We start from the raw sequence: 14,665 nt of genomic DNA on the forward strand, positions 1-14,665 counted from the left end.
CCGGAGGAGGGAGAGCAAGTGGAGGAAGTAACCTAGCCTGTCTGCATACTGATCGCCTGCAGTACCGATAATTGCAACCCGCTCGGGGTGCAACCTGTAAGGATTAATTACAAGCTCCTCGGGAGGGCAATCGGCAGGCGCAATCATACCCGCCGACGAGCCCGAGATCGCTAATGGGCGTGCATTCCGGCAAACTCGAGAATCCTGTCTTTTTCAGTGTGCAGAGTTATCTCGATACCGTCGCCCTCCAGGTTGGCAAGGGTTTCCTCGAAAGCCTCTACACGAAGGTCATTAACCTGTCCAGGCTCCGGGCCTTTAACCGGAAATAACACGGGGCCTTTCAGCAGATGCCGCTTGCGGAGCTGATCCACTTTCAGCTTCCACTTGCCACCATGTTCGATAATGGCCGTGGAATCGGTCTGCCCCAGGAACAGGGGCTTGATTACCCGAATGGCCTCGTTGTCCTTTTGCTCAACGAAGGGGAAGGTGACTCCGTATAGCTGATCTTCGATCCGACGCTTGGTAAAACGCTTTGCCAGATCCCGCTGTTCCAGGAGTTGCTTGATGCCCTTCTCGAGAATGGTCTCCTGATATTCCCTGGTGACGAAGTTCCGGCCAACGTAATATTCGTAGAGCTCAGCCAGTGTTTGCTCTGGATTCTCCGCCAGCACTGCCCGCTGCTCGCTGAAACGAACGATGGTTTCACGGGGTCGGATCAGTTCCTGAAACAGACCTTTGTGAAATCCATAATCCCGGTCGTTGTCACCAAACTCGCCGACCTGGTCTTTGAGCATGCCCTGTACTCTGCGCAGCTCAGCATCCAGATTCGCCATGGTTTTGAGGTACAGTCCCCGGTCCAGCTCCTCAAAGAACTGGGTGATACGGGCATGCTTTTTCCGAAGCAGTTTAAAGCCCAGGTAGCGGGTTTTCGGTGCCCACAGCAAAATACCGACGTTGGCGAACTCGCCCGTCTCGATATAAGGCATAAACCGCACGATGGCGTATTGGCACGCTGTCCTGGTCATTTCCGGTTCCAAAAGTTGTCGCTACGAAAACGCTGCAAGTGTTTCAGGAATGAATCCGGATCAAAGTCCAGTTTCATCGTCATCTCAGAGTCTATGTAAAACCACTCCTCGGGAATGGCCTGGATAATGCCGTCCCACTCCCTCAAAGCCTGTTCCAGCCTTTCAGTATAGTGCTGGCGCTCAATCAAGTCATCGAACACATCTGGCACGCCGTCCTTGAAGGCGTGATACCGAAAAAATTGGTCGGCATCGAAATCAGGGTCGAACGCCTGGTTGTGGTCAATGACCACGAGGCGCTGAGTTTCCGCATCCCAGAACAGATTGGCGTTTCCGCCGTTTTTCGTCAATTGACGATCAACGTTCGATATCCACCAATCGAAAACGAGGAGAGAGCCACGCATTTCCGATGGGACATCATGAATCTGGGAGAAAGCCAACTCCGTTATCCTCTGCTCCACGGATCCAAAAGCCGGGCCGCGACCCAACGCAAGCGCATCTTCCGCTGATAATACATCGGTTAACTCGTCGGGAACATCGACAAGTCTGAACGGAGCTACGGGAATTCCCATGGCCAGAGCGAGGTTGCCAGAGATCCATTCGTTAATCTGACTCTGTCTGCCCGCCCCGCTGCCTTTGACGAAATAAATCTCTCCATCGTCGCCCCTGCAGATGAACGGCAGAGTCATGCCGTGTTCCGAGCGGCGCAACACCTCGACGATCTCGACTTCATTGGGAGGCAAACTGGACACAGGTGTGAAATTCCCTTTTTCTCGGTAGTAACCACGGTACATCTTGTTGCTGACGGTCACGGTAGAACGACCCAACCGTATCCCATATTCTCTTCTTGTGGAAGCGCAGATAAACCGGCAAGTTTATTTGATCAGTAATCGCATTGCGGCACACAAGGATACATAACTGACTGTAATTTCATGCACTTATAATTTCACCGCAAATCAAAGTCGGCCTAAACAAGACTTCGATAGAATATATAGCCAGAAAACCATGATCCGCATCCACTGCACAAAGAAACTTGATACGAAGCTGCCGCTGGATTCGTCCGCTCGTCTCAAACGCAAACTGCCGATCCCACATGCCGCTAATGACGAGCCTGAGAGCCCGCTTAGCGGCTGGCACGCCAACCTGCTCACAATCCAGCGCCGCAACTGCGTGTTTTTTGTTCACGACAGCACCCGCTTTCCGTTGCTGGCAACCTGCCTGACAAAACCGGACTTCGCGGAGCTGGACTGGTGGTTTCAGGATGCATTGATGAACACGCTGCTCAAGTCCGGCGCGAATCAGGCACAGATGGACGCTGCCGAAAGCGCCCTCGCAGAACTGGTTTGCGACTTGGAGTGCGACCGTTCCGTGCAGGCGACCATGAACCGGATGGGGCAGGATCTTGAGCATCAGATCTGGTATAACCGGCTCTCAATCAGCGATCTTGCACCCTACAGAACCGGCGCGTGGCTGGCGGAAAGGCCCTGCACGGTTAAGGGAGTCAAAGGCGCGATCTGGCCGCAGCGGGAGATGTTGGCGTTGTTGGATACCATTAATCGATAGCGCTTTGTTGTCTTAACTGCGCCTGCAATCGATGATCGATCCGCCCTGCTTCTCGCACCATATTCACGCCCATGCTTACTCGGGCCACGTCCATTAGATCAGCCGGAATCGCTCGCTTCTGTGTTTCGGAGAACCAGGCAAGGACATCACACAGATGCCAGATTGCTGACGCGCCCTCATGGACCGGCATTGGAAAACTGGCCAGATGGGTTTGAATGAGCTTTCGCATGTTCTGGCGGGAAAACATCAGCAGGCTCGCCATGTCGGAAATACCCACAAAATCCGGCCCGGCCTCCACCAGGCGGGCCTCAGGAACCGCCCGTTGCACATCCTGCAGCGCGCTCAGCATGGCTTGTTCTGCTGACTCGGCCTCGCGTGTAAAGTTCAGAGCGAGCCGGCCTTTTTGGCCGAGGCCGATGATGGCGTCGTCGCATCCCGCTTGAAACAATGAGCTCTCGAGCTGGTCATGTGCAAAGTCTTGTGGAACTGAATATTTAAGCGTGAAGTCGTATTCACGATTCATGGTCTTCAACTCCGTTAGCGAGTCAGTTCTGCACAGGCCAGCGCCGCTTCTATATCTTTGTTCGCATGTCTCTTGCGGGGCACTCGTGCCATTCCTTGGGCAAATCATATACAGCAAGGTTGTCATATGACAACCTTGCTGTATCGAAAAGTTAGGCCGGATTGAGCTTCGTGAGATACCGGCGCGCCACCTTGCCAAAGATCAGCAAGCACACGAGGGTCTGCAATAGAACGGCAACCGCAAAACCGATCATCACAAGGCCCATTGGAAGCTCTGAGATAACTATCATGAGGTCATCAATCACAGGGGCATCGGCTGAAACGAACGGCAGAGCGATGAGGGAAATGAAAGAGACAACCAGCGCACTGATGTTCACAGAGACGGACATCATCCAGTTCTCCCGGAGCGTCGGCGCCCTACCAAACGCCGAAACCGATGCGGCCATTGCGCCATAGGCGGCACCGATCATCGCCCCGATTTGCACGCCGGAATTCATATCGATGTTGAATACCTCACCGATCGTAATAATGCAGAGCTGGAGAGCGGCGTAGAGGCCGGTAAAGTTGAGAATTGTCTTTGTGATCATATTTAAGCTTCCTTGCTTTTTTGGTTTTTAATTTATTGGCACGTTCTCAAGAACTTCAAAATCTCAGACACTTGCGCTGCGGCAGATGCCGGCAAGCCCAGCAGTTTGCCATCGGCGGGAGCGCTTCATTCAGACTGCATTAATACACCTGCCACCAGAACAACGGCGAGCGTTCCATACATTGACAGAACAGGAACGAGACACCACGCTTGCCAGAGCTTTGGCAGCGGAACATCTGGGTCGCCCAACGTCGATGCTCGCCTGTGCCAGAAACGAGACGAACAATTACGGAAAACAAGGAACGCAAAGACATGGCTGCACCTGACGAGACGACCGACAAGCGCCTCTGACCAGATCTGGCTGATACTGGAAAGACTGCCAGAATGCGTCGCGACTCGTTGTTCTATTTTTTTGGCATAACGAAACCCCGTGGTCACGATCACAAAGATGAACAACAGGTTCAGCAGAATGCCTCCAGCCACCACATGTGCTGCAAAGATTCGCCATTCATCACTCACGGTTGCTCGCCCCATAGCTCGGTTTTGTAAGAGAAAAAAGGGGCTGTTCACAGCGGGCGACTTTTCACTCAACAATCACCAAAAAAATTGCCGACAACGCAAAGATCATTGCGCAGACAAAAGTAAAGCTGACAGGGATAAGCGCCCACAGCTTTAAATTCCTGGGAGTCGCCTTATCCTCTGTACCCATTCGCAACGCAACTTTGCTACCGATCACAGGGAGATTCCTGTAGGTGAAAAAGGCCCAGACGTTCATGGCACGAATCCACCTTCCCCAGGGGCCATCGCCCCACAGAATTTTTGTCATATCCAGGTAGGCGCCGGGCGCGGCAATCTTGGCCTCTACCACGCGTATCCTCGAAAACGCTACTGTCACTGTAAACAGTATTCCCAGTAAGCCGCCTATCATGGAGGCAATCCCCAAGAACGCTGAAATAACTGTGAGTGCCTCGATCATCAGCAATGACCTAAGTGATATTGGTGCCCATCATGGAGTCACCTTCACTACGCATTTCTCTTTTGCGTAACGACAGCTCAACGTCCTACCTGGCGGGCGCAGGGATGACCCCTTTGTCAATGTAATGCTGCACCTGCGCTTGATAGCCGGAGGGGTCACCATTTGCAGCTTCAGCACGTAATTCGTCGATTACCGGGGCGGCAAAACCTGAATCTTCGTCACCCGCGCAATCCCGACACGATGCTCGCCACCACGCCAGAGCCTGGCCTTTGCCTGAGAAGCCAACGATAAAGTAATGCCCATACTTCGGCGTCGGATAATCTTCGAACCACTCGGCAACGGTCTCACTGAATTCCTCGGGCATGGGTAGCGAGACCTCGTAAAATTTCTGCTCCCTGTGCGAAAACCAGCGGGCTTCGACCCGTTCCGGAACTGGTGCCGGGTCTATAACAATTCGGCCGCCAGTTGGAGGCGTTTGATCATACCCGTAACTGATTGCTCCACCGGGTATTCTGCGGTCGCCGTTCAGTGTTACCTCTTCAACCCAGACCGGCCACCCGGATGGCCCCCCGGAGACGATGACGGTGTATTCATAGGTTTTTCTCTCCGAAGAGCAGGCAACAAGGCCAGTGATCAACACCAACAACACCATCTGGCGGCTGATGGCGAGACAATTTGCAACGTGCTTTGTCATGGTCGTGCAGTGACCTCTTGTTGTTGGACGGCTAACGAGGGCCTGTTATAGAAGATCCTTCTCTTACCAGAGTTCTCAGGAAGGTGAGGCAATACATCCTCTCGATGTGAGGTATGCATGTATTTCCCCAAATACTTCCTAGCAGCAAAGAGGTTGGCTCCAGCTTCCTGCCAAGCGTCAATAGCTTTCTTAAGGTCATCGGGGATTCTGTGGTTGGCGTTTGACAAATCCATAGGCGACATGGGCAGGCCCTCTGATACCGCCATCTCATACATAAGGTGAAGAGCATGAATCGCCAATTCCTTTCGAGTTGCTCGCCTCTCCTCCGCGATTACATCCGTGCCCTCAACGCGAGCCTGGATGTTGCGGTGATCATTTCGGTTAAGCGCTTCAATTTTTTTCTGGGCACTCTGGATTGTCCGATAATTCATACCGTGACCAGAAAAGACTCTGACAGTGAAGATTTCGTGATTCTGGATACCTCCAACCGGATTTTCATAACCCCCACCAACATCCGAGTGGACACCCGGCAATGCTATCTCTGAGAAATTGGATGGAAGTCCAGCAGGTTCCCGGATACTCGAAAGGGGGAAGTTTCTACGGATCTCATGATGAGCGGTCAGATGAACAATCCTGTCGGCACTGTCCGGCCTGAGATTGACATTAAAATCCAGGTTATTTTGATTTCCGGGAAGATAGAAGCTTCCTACAGTATCGAATAATCCTATAAATCCGACTCTTGCAGTGATATCGCGAGGAAACGCATTTAACTTACGAAAGCTAACTACCGACGTTGACAGGCTCGGCTCATTTATCTCTGGCAAAATTATTGAGGCGGGCCACTCATTAACGAGATTCACGAAATGCCGGGCCAGCGCGGCTCCCCTGCTAAACCCGAATACATCCAACACAACTACATCAGGCTTACTTTCGTCCAGAATGTCGTTGAGTGCAGTGATCGCTGTCTGAATCCGTTTGTGGCCCCCTTCGGGACCTACCCCCAAGGCCAAACCAATTATGTCTTCGCGAGCGTCAAAGCCGTCTGGCGCGATATGCCCGGCAATCGTTCCTGGCCCGGGGATGTAAATCCGCTCTGAATTTGCTCCAGACTCGTAGAGATCAAACAACTTCGCGACATTGGTAATATCCCTATCTGGCAGGTGTTTGTCGTTGTCTTTGTGGTTGGCAGTTCCATCGAAGAAGATGCCTATTCTCAGCGAATTTCCAGCTTTCTCTCGCTTGTTAGGACGAGTAAGAATCTAATCTTGACTATGCTTCAAATCGGCGTCATCGGCACGACTACCGTCTCGCAATTGAGATGGCCCAGTCTTCATTTCTGCATCCAAAAGACCCTCAACTCCACTCTTGGATTCTGCAGCATCAAAAATCCTGCCTAACTTCGCAGGGGCGCTGGATACTCCCGAAAATGACGCCGGCGTGTGAGTATCACCAATAACCACCGACCCCGACCCAATAGTCACACCGCCACACGAAATCGCCCCGCCTGTCACCGCCGCCGGTTTGCCGTTGATCATCACGGTGGACGAACCACCGGTGATGGTGCGGGGATGGGGTGGATGCTTGGGTTTGGAATGGGGTGCCAGCGGGTCGCCTACCCGGGCAACGGGCCTGCCATCAATCAGCACATCGGGGGAACCGGCAATCACCGGCGTGGGCGGGAAACCTTCGTGATCGGAGCCGAGGTCTCCGAGCAGAACAATCGCTTTACTCATGTCGCGTCCTTTGCGTTATTTGCCGGGCCATCCTGGCCCGTTGCGGGTAAAACGGCAGTTTATACTGAAGCGCTCTTCCAGCCAAACCCATCGATCTCACAGTGTGACGGAATCAAGAGCGAGGAAACGTCAGGCAATACCGGGCCAGCTCGACCCGAAATCCGGGTGGCCGATACCCGCTGTTAACTGTAATATTCGCACAGGTTAACAGCGACAACCCAGAATCAGACCGTCTGACGGAGAATTATCATGCGCAATGCTGACCTCGTCACCCGTGGCCTCAAGTCCGTGTGGCACCCCTGCACCCAGATGAAAGACCACGAAGGCGCCGTGCCCCTGGTGCCCATCAAGCGTGGCGAGGGTGTCTGGCTTGAGGACTTTGAAGGCAATCGATTTATCGATGCCGTCAGCTCCTGGTGGGTCAATCTCTTTGGCCACGCCAATCCGAGAATCAACGCGGCGATCCAGAAGCAGATTGGCGAGTTGGAACACGTCATCCTCGCGGGTTTTACCCACGAGCCGGTGGTCAATCTGTCCGAGCGACTCATCGAGGTTACTCCACCCGGCCTGAACAAAGTCTTTTACGCCGACAACGGCTCCTCGGCCATCGAAGCGGCCCTGAAGATGAGCTTCCACTACTGGAAGAACCACGGCAAACCGGGCAAGAAGAACTTCGTGAACCTGAGCAACAGCTACCACGGTGAAACCCTGGGCGCCCTCGCACTCGGCGATGTATCGCTTTACAAGGACACCTATCAGCCGCTACTGATGGAAGTTCTGACAGCCCCCTCACCGGACGCCTTCAACAAGGAGCCGGGTGAGACCGACGAAGCCTATGCATTGCGCCAGTTTGAGGCCATGGAAAAGCTGCTGGCCGAGAAGCACGACGAAATCTGCGCCGTGGTGGTGGAGCCGCTGATCCAGTGCGCCGGCGGCATGCGCATGCACCATCCCATCTACCACACCAAACTGCGGGAAGCCTGCGACCGCTATGGCGTGCACCTGATTGCCGATGAGATTGCCGTTGGTTTTGGCCGCACCGGCACCCTGTTTGCCTGTGAGCAGTCGGGCATCACTCCGGATTTCATGTGCCTGTCCAAGGGGCTCACCGCCGGCTACCTGCCTCTGTCGGTGGTACTGACCACCGATGATGTCTACAACGCCTTCTACGACGACTATGAGACCCTCAAGGCGTTTCTGCACAGCCACAGCTACACGGGCAACCCCATTGGCTGCGCCGTGGCGTTGGCGACCCTGGACATCTTCCGGGATGACAATGTGATTGAGAGCAACCGCGCGCTCTCCACGTGCATGGCCAAATCCGTCGCCCATCTTGCGGAGCACCCCAATGTCGGCGACATTCGCCAGCATGGCATGACCATGGCGGTGGAAATGGTGAAAGATAAAGCGTCGAAAACGCCCTTCCCCTGGCAGGAGCGCCGTGGCATTCGTGTTTACCAGCATGCATTAACCCGCCAGGCCTTGCTTCGCCCCCTGGGTAATGTGGTTTACTTCATGCCGCCTTACGTGATCACCGAAGAACAGATCCGCCATCTGGGCCAGGTTGCGACGGAAGGCATTGAGATCGCAGTTCGCGACTGACAGCCGCCCGGAATCTGAGAGACCAGCTCATGCGCATACCCCGCATCTACACCGATTCCGCCCTCACCGAGGGCGGCACCGCAGCACTTGATGACAACGCCGCACAACATGTGGGCCGGGTATTGCGCATGCAGCCGGGACAGGAGCTGCTGCTTTTCAACGGTGATGGCAACGACTACCCCGCCACCATTTCCAGTGCCAGCAAGAAGAACGTGGAAGTCCAGGTTGGTACCCCGGAAGCCAACACCACCGAATCCCCACTGGAAATCGTTCTCGGCCAGACTCTCTCCAAGGGTGACCGCATGGACTACGCAGTGCAGAAAGCGGTGGAAATGGGCGTTACCCGCATCGTGCCGCTGAGCACAGAACGGTGCGACGTAAAACTCAAGGGCGACCGGGAAGACAAGCGCCTGCGCCACTGGCAATCCGTCGCCATCAGCGCCGCCGAGCAATGCGGTCGCGCCCGGGTGCCCGAGATCCTGCCGGTGATGACCGTTTCCCAGTGGCTGGAACACAGCCGGGACTGCGAAGTGCGTCTTGTCCTTCACCACCGTACCGAGCATGCACTCAAATCCATTATCCCCCCCGAACGCGTCGCCCTGATGATCGGCCCCGAGGGCGGCCTTTCCCCCGAGGAAATCGCCCAGGCGGAAAAAGAAGGTTTCCTGCCGGTGGCCCTGGGCCCTCGGGTACTGAGAACCGAAACCGCACCGGTTGCAGCCATGGCGCTTTGTCAATGGCTATGGGGCGATATCGGCAGCTGACCAACCCCGACCGTGCCGCCGTCTCGATCTGGCGCCCACGTCATCGACATAGAGGGGTCGGCGACACAATCCCTGTCAGCCTGCAGCAAAGCCGGGCATCACTCAACAGCCAGGGCGGCGCCGATCACGATCACGAATGCTGCCAGGTTCACCCACGCCTTGACCCATGCTGCCGGTGCGCCCGAACATACCGTTCGGGGTCCGCGTCGAACTGTTCGCGGCAAGCCGTCGCACAGAAGTAATAGTGTTTACCCTGGTATTCGGACTCCGCAGGGGCTGTCTTGTAGCTGACCTGCATGCCACAGACCGGATCCTCGAAAGATTTTTGCTCTTCTCGTCCGCGTTTCATTGTTGCCCTCTCTCTTTTACAGTTCACAATAATGCAGATTTTGCTGCGCCTTTCCACTAACAGACCACCGCATCGGTGAGCTTATCGAGCTGCGCGTGCGGGTTGATTCGTGATTACGCCAGGCGTTCCAACGCCAGCGCTACCCCCTGGCCGCCACCGATGCACAGGGTAACCACGCCACGGCGCACGCCATCCCGGGCCATGGCGTGTAACAGCCGGGTGGTCAGCACTGCGCCGGTGGCTCCGATTGGATGGCCGTGCGCAATCGCGCCGCCTTCCACGTTAACGATATCCTCGGCCAGACCGAGCTCCCGGGTCAGGGCAAGGACGATGGCGGCAAAGGCTTCGTTGATCTCGATGCGCTCGATATCACCCATGCTCCAGCCGGCACGTGCCAGTGCCTGTTGCACCGCCGGTACCGGGCCCAGGCCGAAATAGCCGGGCTCCACCGCGCCGATGCCGTAACTCACCAGCCGCGCCATGGGCTCAAGGCCACGGCGTTCCGCCCAGGCGCGATCAGCGACGATCATTGCTGCCGCACCCGTGTTCAGCCCAGGGGCGTTACCGGCGGTAATGGTGCCGTCCTTGCGGAAGGCCGGCCTGAGTTTGCCGAGGCCCTCGGCGGTGGCGTCGGGGCGATTGTGCTCATCGCGCCCGAAGGCCGCCGTGCCCTTGTGGGATGTGACTTCGACCGGCACGATCTCTGCGTCGAAGCGTCCTGCCGCCTGAGCCTCGCTGAAGCGTTGCTGGCTGCGCGCCGCCCAACGGTCCTGGTCCTCGCGGCTGATGTCAAAGCGGCTGACCAGGTCTTCGGTGTGCCACCCGGAGTGCTGATCAGAGAAGGCATCATTGAGCCCGTCGCGCAGCATGCTGTCGTAAATCTCGCCATTGCCCATGCGGTGGCCCCAGCGCCCGTGCAGATCCAGATAGGGCGCAAGATCCATGTTCTCCATTCCGCCGGCGATAGCACAGTCACGATGCCCGAGCATCACCTCCTGCGCGGCGTTAATCACCGCCTGGGCGCCGGAGCCGCAGACCCGGTTGACCGTCATGGCCGGCACCGACACCGGCAATCCGGCGTGGATCGCAGCCTGGCGCGCCGGATTCATCCTGGCGCCGGCCTGAACCACCTGACCCAGCACCACACTCTGCACATCGTCGGGGGTCAGGCCCGAGCGGCGCAGGCTCTCGGCGATGGCAGTAGCACCGAGGTCGGGTGCCGGTATGGCCTTGAGTGTGCCACCGTAGGTACCGATGGCTGTGCGTACCGGGGCGCAGAGAACGACGTTGGATTCTTTCATGATTGATCACCTCGCGTATCTGTTTTGTCCTTGCCGGGCCATAACCCGCCATAGAGCCTTTTAAACGCCATCTCGAAGACACTGTCGCGGGCCGTGCCCGCAAGCGTCAGTGCCGAGGCGATGGAGTCGCTCATTGACGTCTCCCATTGCCGATAGGGGTTACTGCTATTGACCGGCGTTGGCCTGGTCTCCATCCTCTCGGCCAGCCACTTGACCCCGCCCATCCAGGGCGCGAAGCGCTCCGAGAACATCAGGCGGCTGGTTCTTGCCGGATGCAGTTGGCGCAGCATCTCGGCCGACCAGGGGGTGGTGACCCGCCGTACCCAGGGCCCGGCAAAGGTCTCGTAGAGGGCCACATTGCGCCTGGAGAGGGCTTTTACGCGCTCGAACTCCGGTGCCTGGTCCGGGTACTCCAGATCTTCCACCTGACGTTCCTCGAAACGCACCTGGAACTGGGGCTTGTGACAGTCCGGGTCGCCGGTGGGATTGTCTATCTTCATCTCGTAGAGCCCGGGGGCAAGGTCATTGAGATCGCCGACGCTCTCGAGGATCGCCCGGTGCTCCAGCCGTGCGACCTTGGCGGAAACGAAGATTCCCAGATGGCCAACGTGTGGGTTGATCAGGTAGACGATGCGCTGGCCAGCGGCCTTGAGTGCCTTGGTGTCCGGGTACACCGCGGGGATCCAGTTGAGCGCCTGGTGCGGTGGGGTGATGTTGTCTCCACTGGAGGCGAAGATCACCAGCGGGTTGCGGATGCGCTTGAGGTCAACGGTGCAACCGGGATGGACTTCAAACTCGCCACGCTCCAGCTTGTTACCGATGAAGAGATTCTCGACGATAGCAACAATCTCTTCCTTGCTCAGGCTATAGAAGCCGGTCCACCAACGCTCGAAGTCCAGAAATCGCTCGCGCTGACCGTCGATGTCGGCAAACAACTGGTAGTCCTTCTGCCACAAGGTATTTGCCGGCTTGAGGGATTCGAAGTTGGCCGCCAGATGGGCGCCATCAAAGCGCCCGCCCCCCAGGTCCGCCAGCAGGTGCGTCACCCAGGCGCCGCCCAGCAGCCCGCCGGCGAGGCGCATGGGATTAACGCCGGATTCGCCGGACCAGTAGGACAGCGGTGAGCCGTTAAGCACCGCCGGCCCGACCAGGCCCTCACAATCAGCCGAGAGCAGTGCGATGGCCCATCCCGCCTGGCAGTTGCCGTAGAGCACCGGCGGCATGCCGGGATGGCGCTCGGCCAGCGTCTCGACGAAGCGCCGCAGTACGTTTAACACGTCCTCCAGCGTCTGCCCGGGCATGGGCTCGGGGAAGAAGATCGCGAAATAGACCGGGTGCCCCTCGTGGAGTGCCATGCCTACTTCGGAATCTTGCTTGAAACCGCCGATGCCGGGGCCATGACCGGCGCGCGGATCGACGATCATCACCGGCGGTTTGGTCTCGTCAAGGCAGTCTTCCAGACAGTCCTCGCCGACCCGGGTGATACGTAGCAGGGCATAATTGGCGGGGCGCTCCAGTCGGCGGCCGTCCAGGATCATTTCATAGTCGAAGTCGAGTAGCGGTGGCTTGCCGGCCTGCTCATGCTCGAGCATGTTATTGGCTCGCTCGCGCAGGGTGTCCAGGTAGCGCACCCAGCGCCGCCACAGGTCGGTCTGGTAGGCGAACAGTTCCGCCGCCGGGTTGCTCTGGATGGTGGCCTGTTTGTCAGACCTGACCATCGGGTCGGGCCCCTTGTCTCTCGTTAGCTTGGTATTCATAGTCGTTTTAGCTCTCAGTGTCAGGATATGGTTTGGTTAAGCTGGTTCTGCGAGGCGCAGCCGGATTGCCAGCCAAGCGAAGATGAACACCCCCAACTGTTTTGCCCAGTATGAAACCGAGGGCCACCCCGAGGAAGACATTGCCAAAATCCGCACTTCAATCTCTCACCGCGATACGGGAATCTGCTCGACCCATGGGCCAGAACAGGACGAGGTGAAAGCGTGTAGCTTTCGGCTCTTGCTAACCGTTAGTGTCCAGTCTATGTGATCAAGCTGAATCTAGACTGAACACATACTTCCTGCCCGGAAATGGTTATGAGGCAATATCAGCGGTTGATCAACCCCCGACCGTGCCGCCGTCGCAAGCTGGCGCCCAGGTCATTGACAGCGGGTGGGCACTTCTGAAACCGTGCGGAGCCATAGATGGCGGAGCCGAGCATACAGGGACGTATTCACAGCGTGTTTCAGAAGCGCCTGCCCGCGCCCGCTCAGAGTCAGAGCAAAAATACTAAAGAGACTGCGAGTACCAGGATGACGAGCCTGCTAAACACCCAAGAATTCTGGCAATATCTCAGTATCCCGGTGATTGCCGCCCTGATCGGCTGGAGCACCAACTGGCTCGCCATCAAGATGACCTTCTACCCCCTGGAATTCATCGGCAAACCACCGCTACTGGGCTGGCAAGGCATTATTCCCTCCAAGGCGCGAAAAATGGCGGCCATCAGTGTCGATGCCACCATTTCAAAGATCGGCACCGTTCGAGAGATCTTCCAGCAGATCGATCCGAAAGTCCTCGCCACCCATATCGTTCACTCCGTCGAACCCCGCATCGAAGAATATGTGGATGAGATGATGCTCAAGGAGTACCCCACCTTCTGGGAAAACCTGCCGGCCTCGGCCCGGAAGATGGTCTACGATCGCGTCCGCAAATCCACGCCTCAGCTGGTGGACAATCTGGTGGAAGACGTGTCCGACAACATCGAGGACCTGCTGGATATCAAGGGCATGGTCATCGAGCGCCTGGCCGCCGACAAGGAGCTGCTGAACCGGATCTTTATTGAATGCGGCGAGGTGGAATTCCGGTTCATCATCAACTCGGGGCTCTACTTCGGCTTCCTGTTCGGCCTGATCCAGATGGCGGTCTGGTATCTCTACCCGAGCTGGTGGGTGCTTCCCTTCTTCGGCCTTCTGGTGGGTTGGGCCACCAACTGGATTGCCCTGAACGTGATTTTCCGGCCGCTGCACGCGAAAAAAGTCGGCCCCTTCCGGATTCAGGGCCTGTTCCTGAAACGCCAGCCGGCCGTGGCGGAGTCCTTCTGTCACATTGTTACCCACGAGATTCTCACCGTTGGCAACATTATCAACGCCATTCTCGACGGCCCCAAAGGCGACCGCGCCCGCAACATGGTCAAGAAACACATCAAACCGCTGGTGGATGAAACCGCTGGCATGGGCAAGGCGCTGACCCAGATGGCCTTCGGGCCCACCGGCTTTGCCACCCTCAAGAACAAGGTCGGCGAAAAAGCCATCGAAATATCGCAGACATCGTTCAACAACCCGGTGTTCGAGAAGGACCGGGCCCGGGCCGTGGAATCCATCATGGTCGAGCGGATGATTGCCCTGTCTTCCGAAGAGTTTCAGGACTTGCTCCGGCCCTGTTTCCAGGAGGATGAAATCAAACTGATCCTGGTGGGCGCATTCCTCGGCTTTGGCGCCGGTGTCTGCCAACTGGTGTTCGTGTTCGGGGAGTCGTTCCTGTAAATTCCTGCAATAATTCAAGGGCTTAAAACCTGTGC

General features: G+C 56.8%; 16 protein-coding genes. 4 read left to right on the forward strand and 12 right to left on the reverse strand.

Annotation, left to right across the window (positions count from 1 at the left end; all coding sequences use genetic code 11):
• Positions 1–170: 170 nt before the first annotated feature.
• Both AC5JQH_RS05660 and AC5JQH_RS05665 read right to left on the reverse strand, forming a co-directional pair.
• Positions 171–1,025: a DUF3037 domain-containing protein gene (locus AC5JQH_RS05660; RefSeq protein WP_075267582.1), complete on the reverse strand. Its 855-nt coding sequence runs from the start codon at positions 1,023–1,025 to the stop codon at positions 171–173.
• Entirely contained in the window at positions 1,022–1,834 is an 813-nt protein-coding gene (locus tag AC5JQH_RS05665; RefSeq protein WP_491713291.1) for a HipA family kinase, read from the reverse strand. Before AC5JQH_RS05665 ends, AC5JQH_RS05660 begins: the two co-directional genes overlap by 4 nt.
• Before the next feature lie 193 nt (positions 1,835–2,027).
• On the opposite strand from AC5JQH_RS05665, the gene AC5JQH_RS05670 reads away from it, so the two are divergent.
• Complete coding sequence (locus AC5JQH_RS05670) at positions 2,028–2,585, forward strand: DUF6933 domain-containing protein (RefSeq protein WP_053112933.1); 558 nt, start codon at positions 2,028–2,030, stop codon at positions 2,583–2,585.
• On the opposite strand, the gene AC5JQH_RS05675 is transcribed toward AC5JQH_RS05670, so the two are convergent.
• The 7 genes from AC5JQH_RS05675 to AC5JQH_RS05705 all read right to left on the reverse strand — a co-directional run bounded on the left by AC5JQH_RS05675 (position 2,575) and on the right by AC5JQH_RS05705 (position 7,096).
• The gene (locus tag AC5JQH_RS05675) at positions 2,575–3,108 is read right to left on the reverse strand and encodes a DNA-binding protein (RefSeq protein WP_092031998.1); all 534 of its coding nucleotides are present in this window, start codon (positions 3,106–3,108) and stop codon (positions 2,575–2,577) included. The two genes, AC5JQH_RS05670 and AC5JQH_RS05675, sit on opposite strands and share 11 nt — an antisense overlap.
• 151 nt (positions 3,109–3,259) lie before the next feature.
• Positions 3,260–3,694, reverse strand: coding sequence for an ABZJ_00895 family protein (locus tag AC5JQH_RS05680; RefSeq protein ID WP_273156928.1), 435 nt, complete (start codon positions 3,692–3,694; stop codon positions 3,260–3,262).
• 125 nt (positions 3,695–3,819) lie between these two features.
• On the reverse strand, positions 3,820–4,212 hold the full coding sequence (locus AC5JQH_RS05685) for a hypothetical protein (RefSeq protein WP_139216037.1): 393 nt from the start codon (positions 4,210–4,212) through the stop codon (positions 3,820–3,822).
• Positions 4,213–4,276: 64 nt separating this feature from the next.
• Entirely contained in the window at positions 4,277–4,669 is a 393-nt protein-coding gene (locus AC5JQH_RS05690) for a hypothetical protein (protein WP_053112936.1), read from the reverse strand.
• A gap of 85 nt (positions 4,670–4,754) precedes the next feature.
• Positions 4,755–5,363 carry a DUF2931 family protein gene (locus tag AC5JQH_RS05695; RefSeq protein ID WP_053112937.1) on the reverse strand — a complete coding sequence of 203 codons (609 nt, stop codon included), beginning with the start codon at positions 5,361–5,363 and terminating at the stop codon, positions 4,755–4,757.
• On the reverse strand, positions 5,360–6,622 hold the full coding sequence (locus AC5JQH_RS05700; RefSeq protein WP_199185500.1) for a phospholipase effector Tle1 domain-containing protein: 1,263 nt from the start codon (positions 6,620–6,622) through the stop codon (positions 5,360–5,362). Before AC5JQH_RS05700 ends, AC5JQH_RS05695 begins: the two co-directional genes overlap by 4 nt.
• Entirely contained in the window at positions 6,623–7,096 is a 474-nt protein-coding gene (locus tag AC5JQH_RS05705) for a type VI secretion system PAAR protein (protein ID WP_082220541.1), read from the reverse strand.
• Positions 7,097–7,345: 249 nt separating this feature from the next.
• Between AC5JQH_RS05705 and AC5JQH_RS05710 the strand changes: the two genes are divergently transcribed.
• Positions 7,346–8,698, forward strand: a complete 1,353-nt coding sequence (locus AC5JQH_RS05710; RefSeq protein ID WP_053112939.1) for an adenosylmethionine--8-amino-7-oxononanoate transaminase — start codon at positions 7,346–7,348, stop codon at positions 8,696–8,698.
• Between the two features lie 29 nt (positions 8,699–8,727).
• A complete protein-coding gene (locus AC5JQH_RS05715; protein WP_288366553.1) occupies positions 8,728–9,462 on the forward strand; it encodes a 16S rRNA (uracil(1498)-N(3))-methyltransferase in 735 nt (244 codons plus the stop codon).
• Between the two features lie 148 nt (positions 9,463–9,610).
• Here AC5JQH_RS05715 and AC5JQH_RS05720 read toward each other — a convergent pair whose 3' ends face one another.
• The 3 genes from AC5JQH_RS05720 to AC5JQH_RS05730 all read right to left on the reverse strand — a co-directional run bounded on the left by AC5JQH_RS05720 (position 9,611) and on the right by AC5JQH_RS05730 (position 12,869).
• Positions 9,611–9,811: a YHS domain-containing protein gene (locus tag AC5JQH_RS05720; RefSeq protein WP_008175323.1), complete on the reverse strand. Its 201-nt coding sequence runs from the start codon at positions 9,809–9,811 to the stop codon at positions 9,611–9,613.
• Positions 9,812–9,924: 113 nt separating this feature from the next.
• Complete coding sequence (locus tag AC5JQH_RS05725) at positions 9,925–11,112, reverse strand: thiolase family protein (protein WP_288366557.1); 1,188 nt, start codon at positions 11,110–11,112, stop codon at positions 9,925–9,927.
• Entirely contained in the window at positions 11,109–12,869 is a 1,761-nt protein-coding gene (locus AC5JQH_RS05730; protein WP_100169508.1) for a DUF3141 domain-containing protein, read from the reverse strand. Before AC5JQH_RS05730 ends, AC5JQH_RS05725 begins: the two co-directional genes overlap by 4 nt.
• A gap of 531 nt (positions 12,870–13,400) precedes the next feature.
• Here AC5JQH_RS05730 and AC5JQH_RS05735 point away from each other — a divergent pair.
• Complete coding sequence (locus tag AC5JQH_RS05735; RefSeq protein WP_039882103.1) at positions 13,401–14,630, forward strand: DUF445 domain-containing protein; 1,230 nt, start codon at positions 13,401–13,403, stop codon at positions 14,628–14,630.
• Positions 14,631–14,665: the final 35 nt, after the last annotated feature.

The organism is Marinobacter sp. H13 (genome assembly GCF_059072335.1).

What these genes read in the sequence shown, in the direction of transcription:
- AC5JQH_RS05715 (WP_288366553.1), top strand. Translation starts at nt 8,728, where the DNA reads ATGCGCATACCCCGCATCTACACCGATTCCGCCCTCACCGAGGGCGGC.
- AC5JQH_RS05680 (WP_273156928.1), bottom strand. Translation starts at nt 3,694, where the DNA reads ATGATCACAAAGACAATTCTCAACTTTACCGGCCTCTACGCCGCTCTC.
- AC5JQH_RS05675 (WP_092031998.1), bottom strand. Translation starts at nt 3,108, where the DNA reads ATGAATCGTGAATACGACTTCACGCTTAAATATTCAGTTCCACAAGAC.
- AC5JQH_RS05735 (WP_039882103.1), top strand. Translation starts at nt 13,401, where the DNA reads ATGACGAGCCTGCTAAACACCCAAGAATTCTGGCAATATCTCAGTATC.
- AC5JQH_RS05710 (WP_053112939.1), top strand. Translation starts at nt 7,346, where the DNA reads ATGCGCAATGCTGACCTCGTCACCCGTGGCCTCAAGTCCGTGTGGCAC.
- AC5JQH_RS05725 (WP_288366557.1), bottom strand. Translation starts at nt 11,112, where the DNA reads ATGAAAGAATCCAACGTCGTTCTCTGCGCCCCGGTACGCACAGCCATC.
- AC5JQH_RS05670 (WP_053112933.1), top strand. Translation starts at nt 2,028, where the DNA reads ATGATCCGCATCCACTGCACAAAGAAACTTGATACGAAGCTGCCGCTG.
- AC5JQH_RS05730 (WP_100169508.1), bottom strand. Translation starts at nt 12,869, where the DNA reads ATGAATACCAAGCTAACGAGAGACAAGGGGCCCGACCCGATGGTCAGG.
- AC5JQH_RS05695 (WP_053112937.1), bottom strand. Translation starts at nt 5,363, where the DNA reads ATGACAAAGCACGTTGCAAATTGTCTCGCCATCAGCCGCCAGATGGTG.
- AC5JQH_RS05720 (WP_008175323.1), bottom strand. Translation starts at nt 9,811, where the DNA reads ATGAAACGCGGACGAGAAGAGCAAAAATCTTTCGAGGATCCGGTCTGT.
- AC5JQH_RS05660 (WP_075267582.1), bottom strand. Translation starts at nt 1,025, where the DNA reads ATGACCAGGACAGCGTGCCAATACGCCATCGTGCGGTTTATGCCTTAT.
- AC5JQH_RS05705 (WP_082220541.1), bottom strand. Translation starts at nt 7,096, where the DNA reads ATGAGTAAAGCGATTGTTCTGCTCGGAGACCTCGGCTCCGATCACGAA.
- AC5JQH_RS05690 (WP_053112936.1), bottom strand. Translation starts at nt 4,669, where the DNA reads ATGATCGAGGCACTCACAGTTATTTCAGCGTTCTTGGGGATTGCCTCC.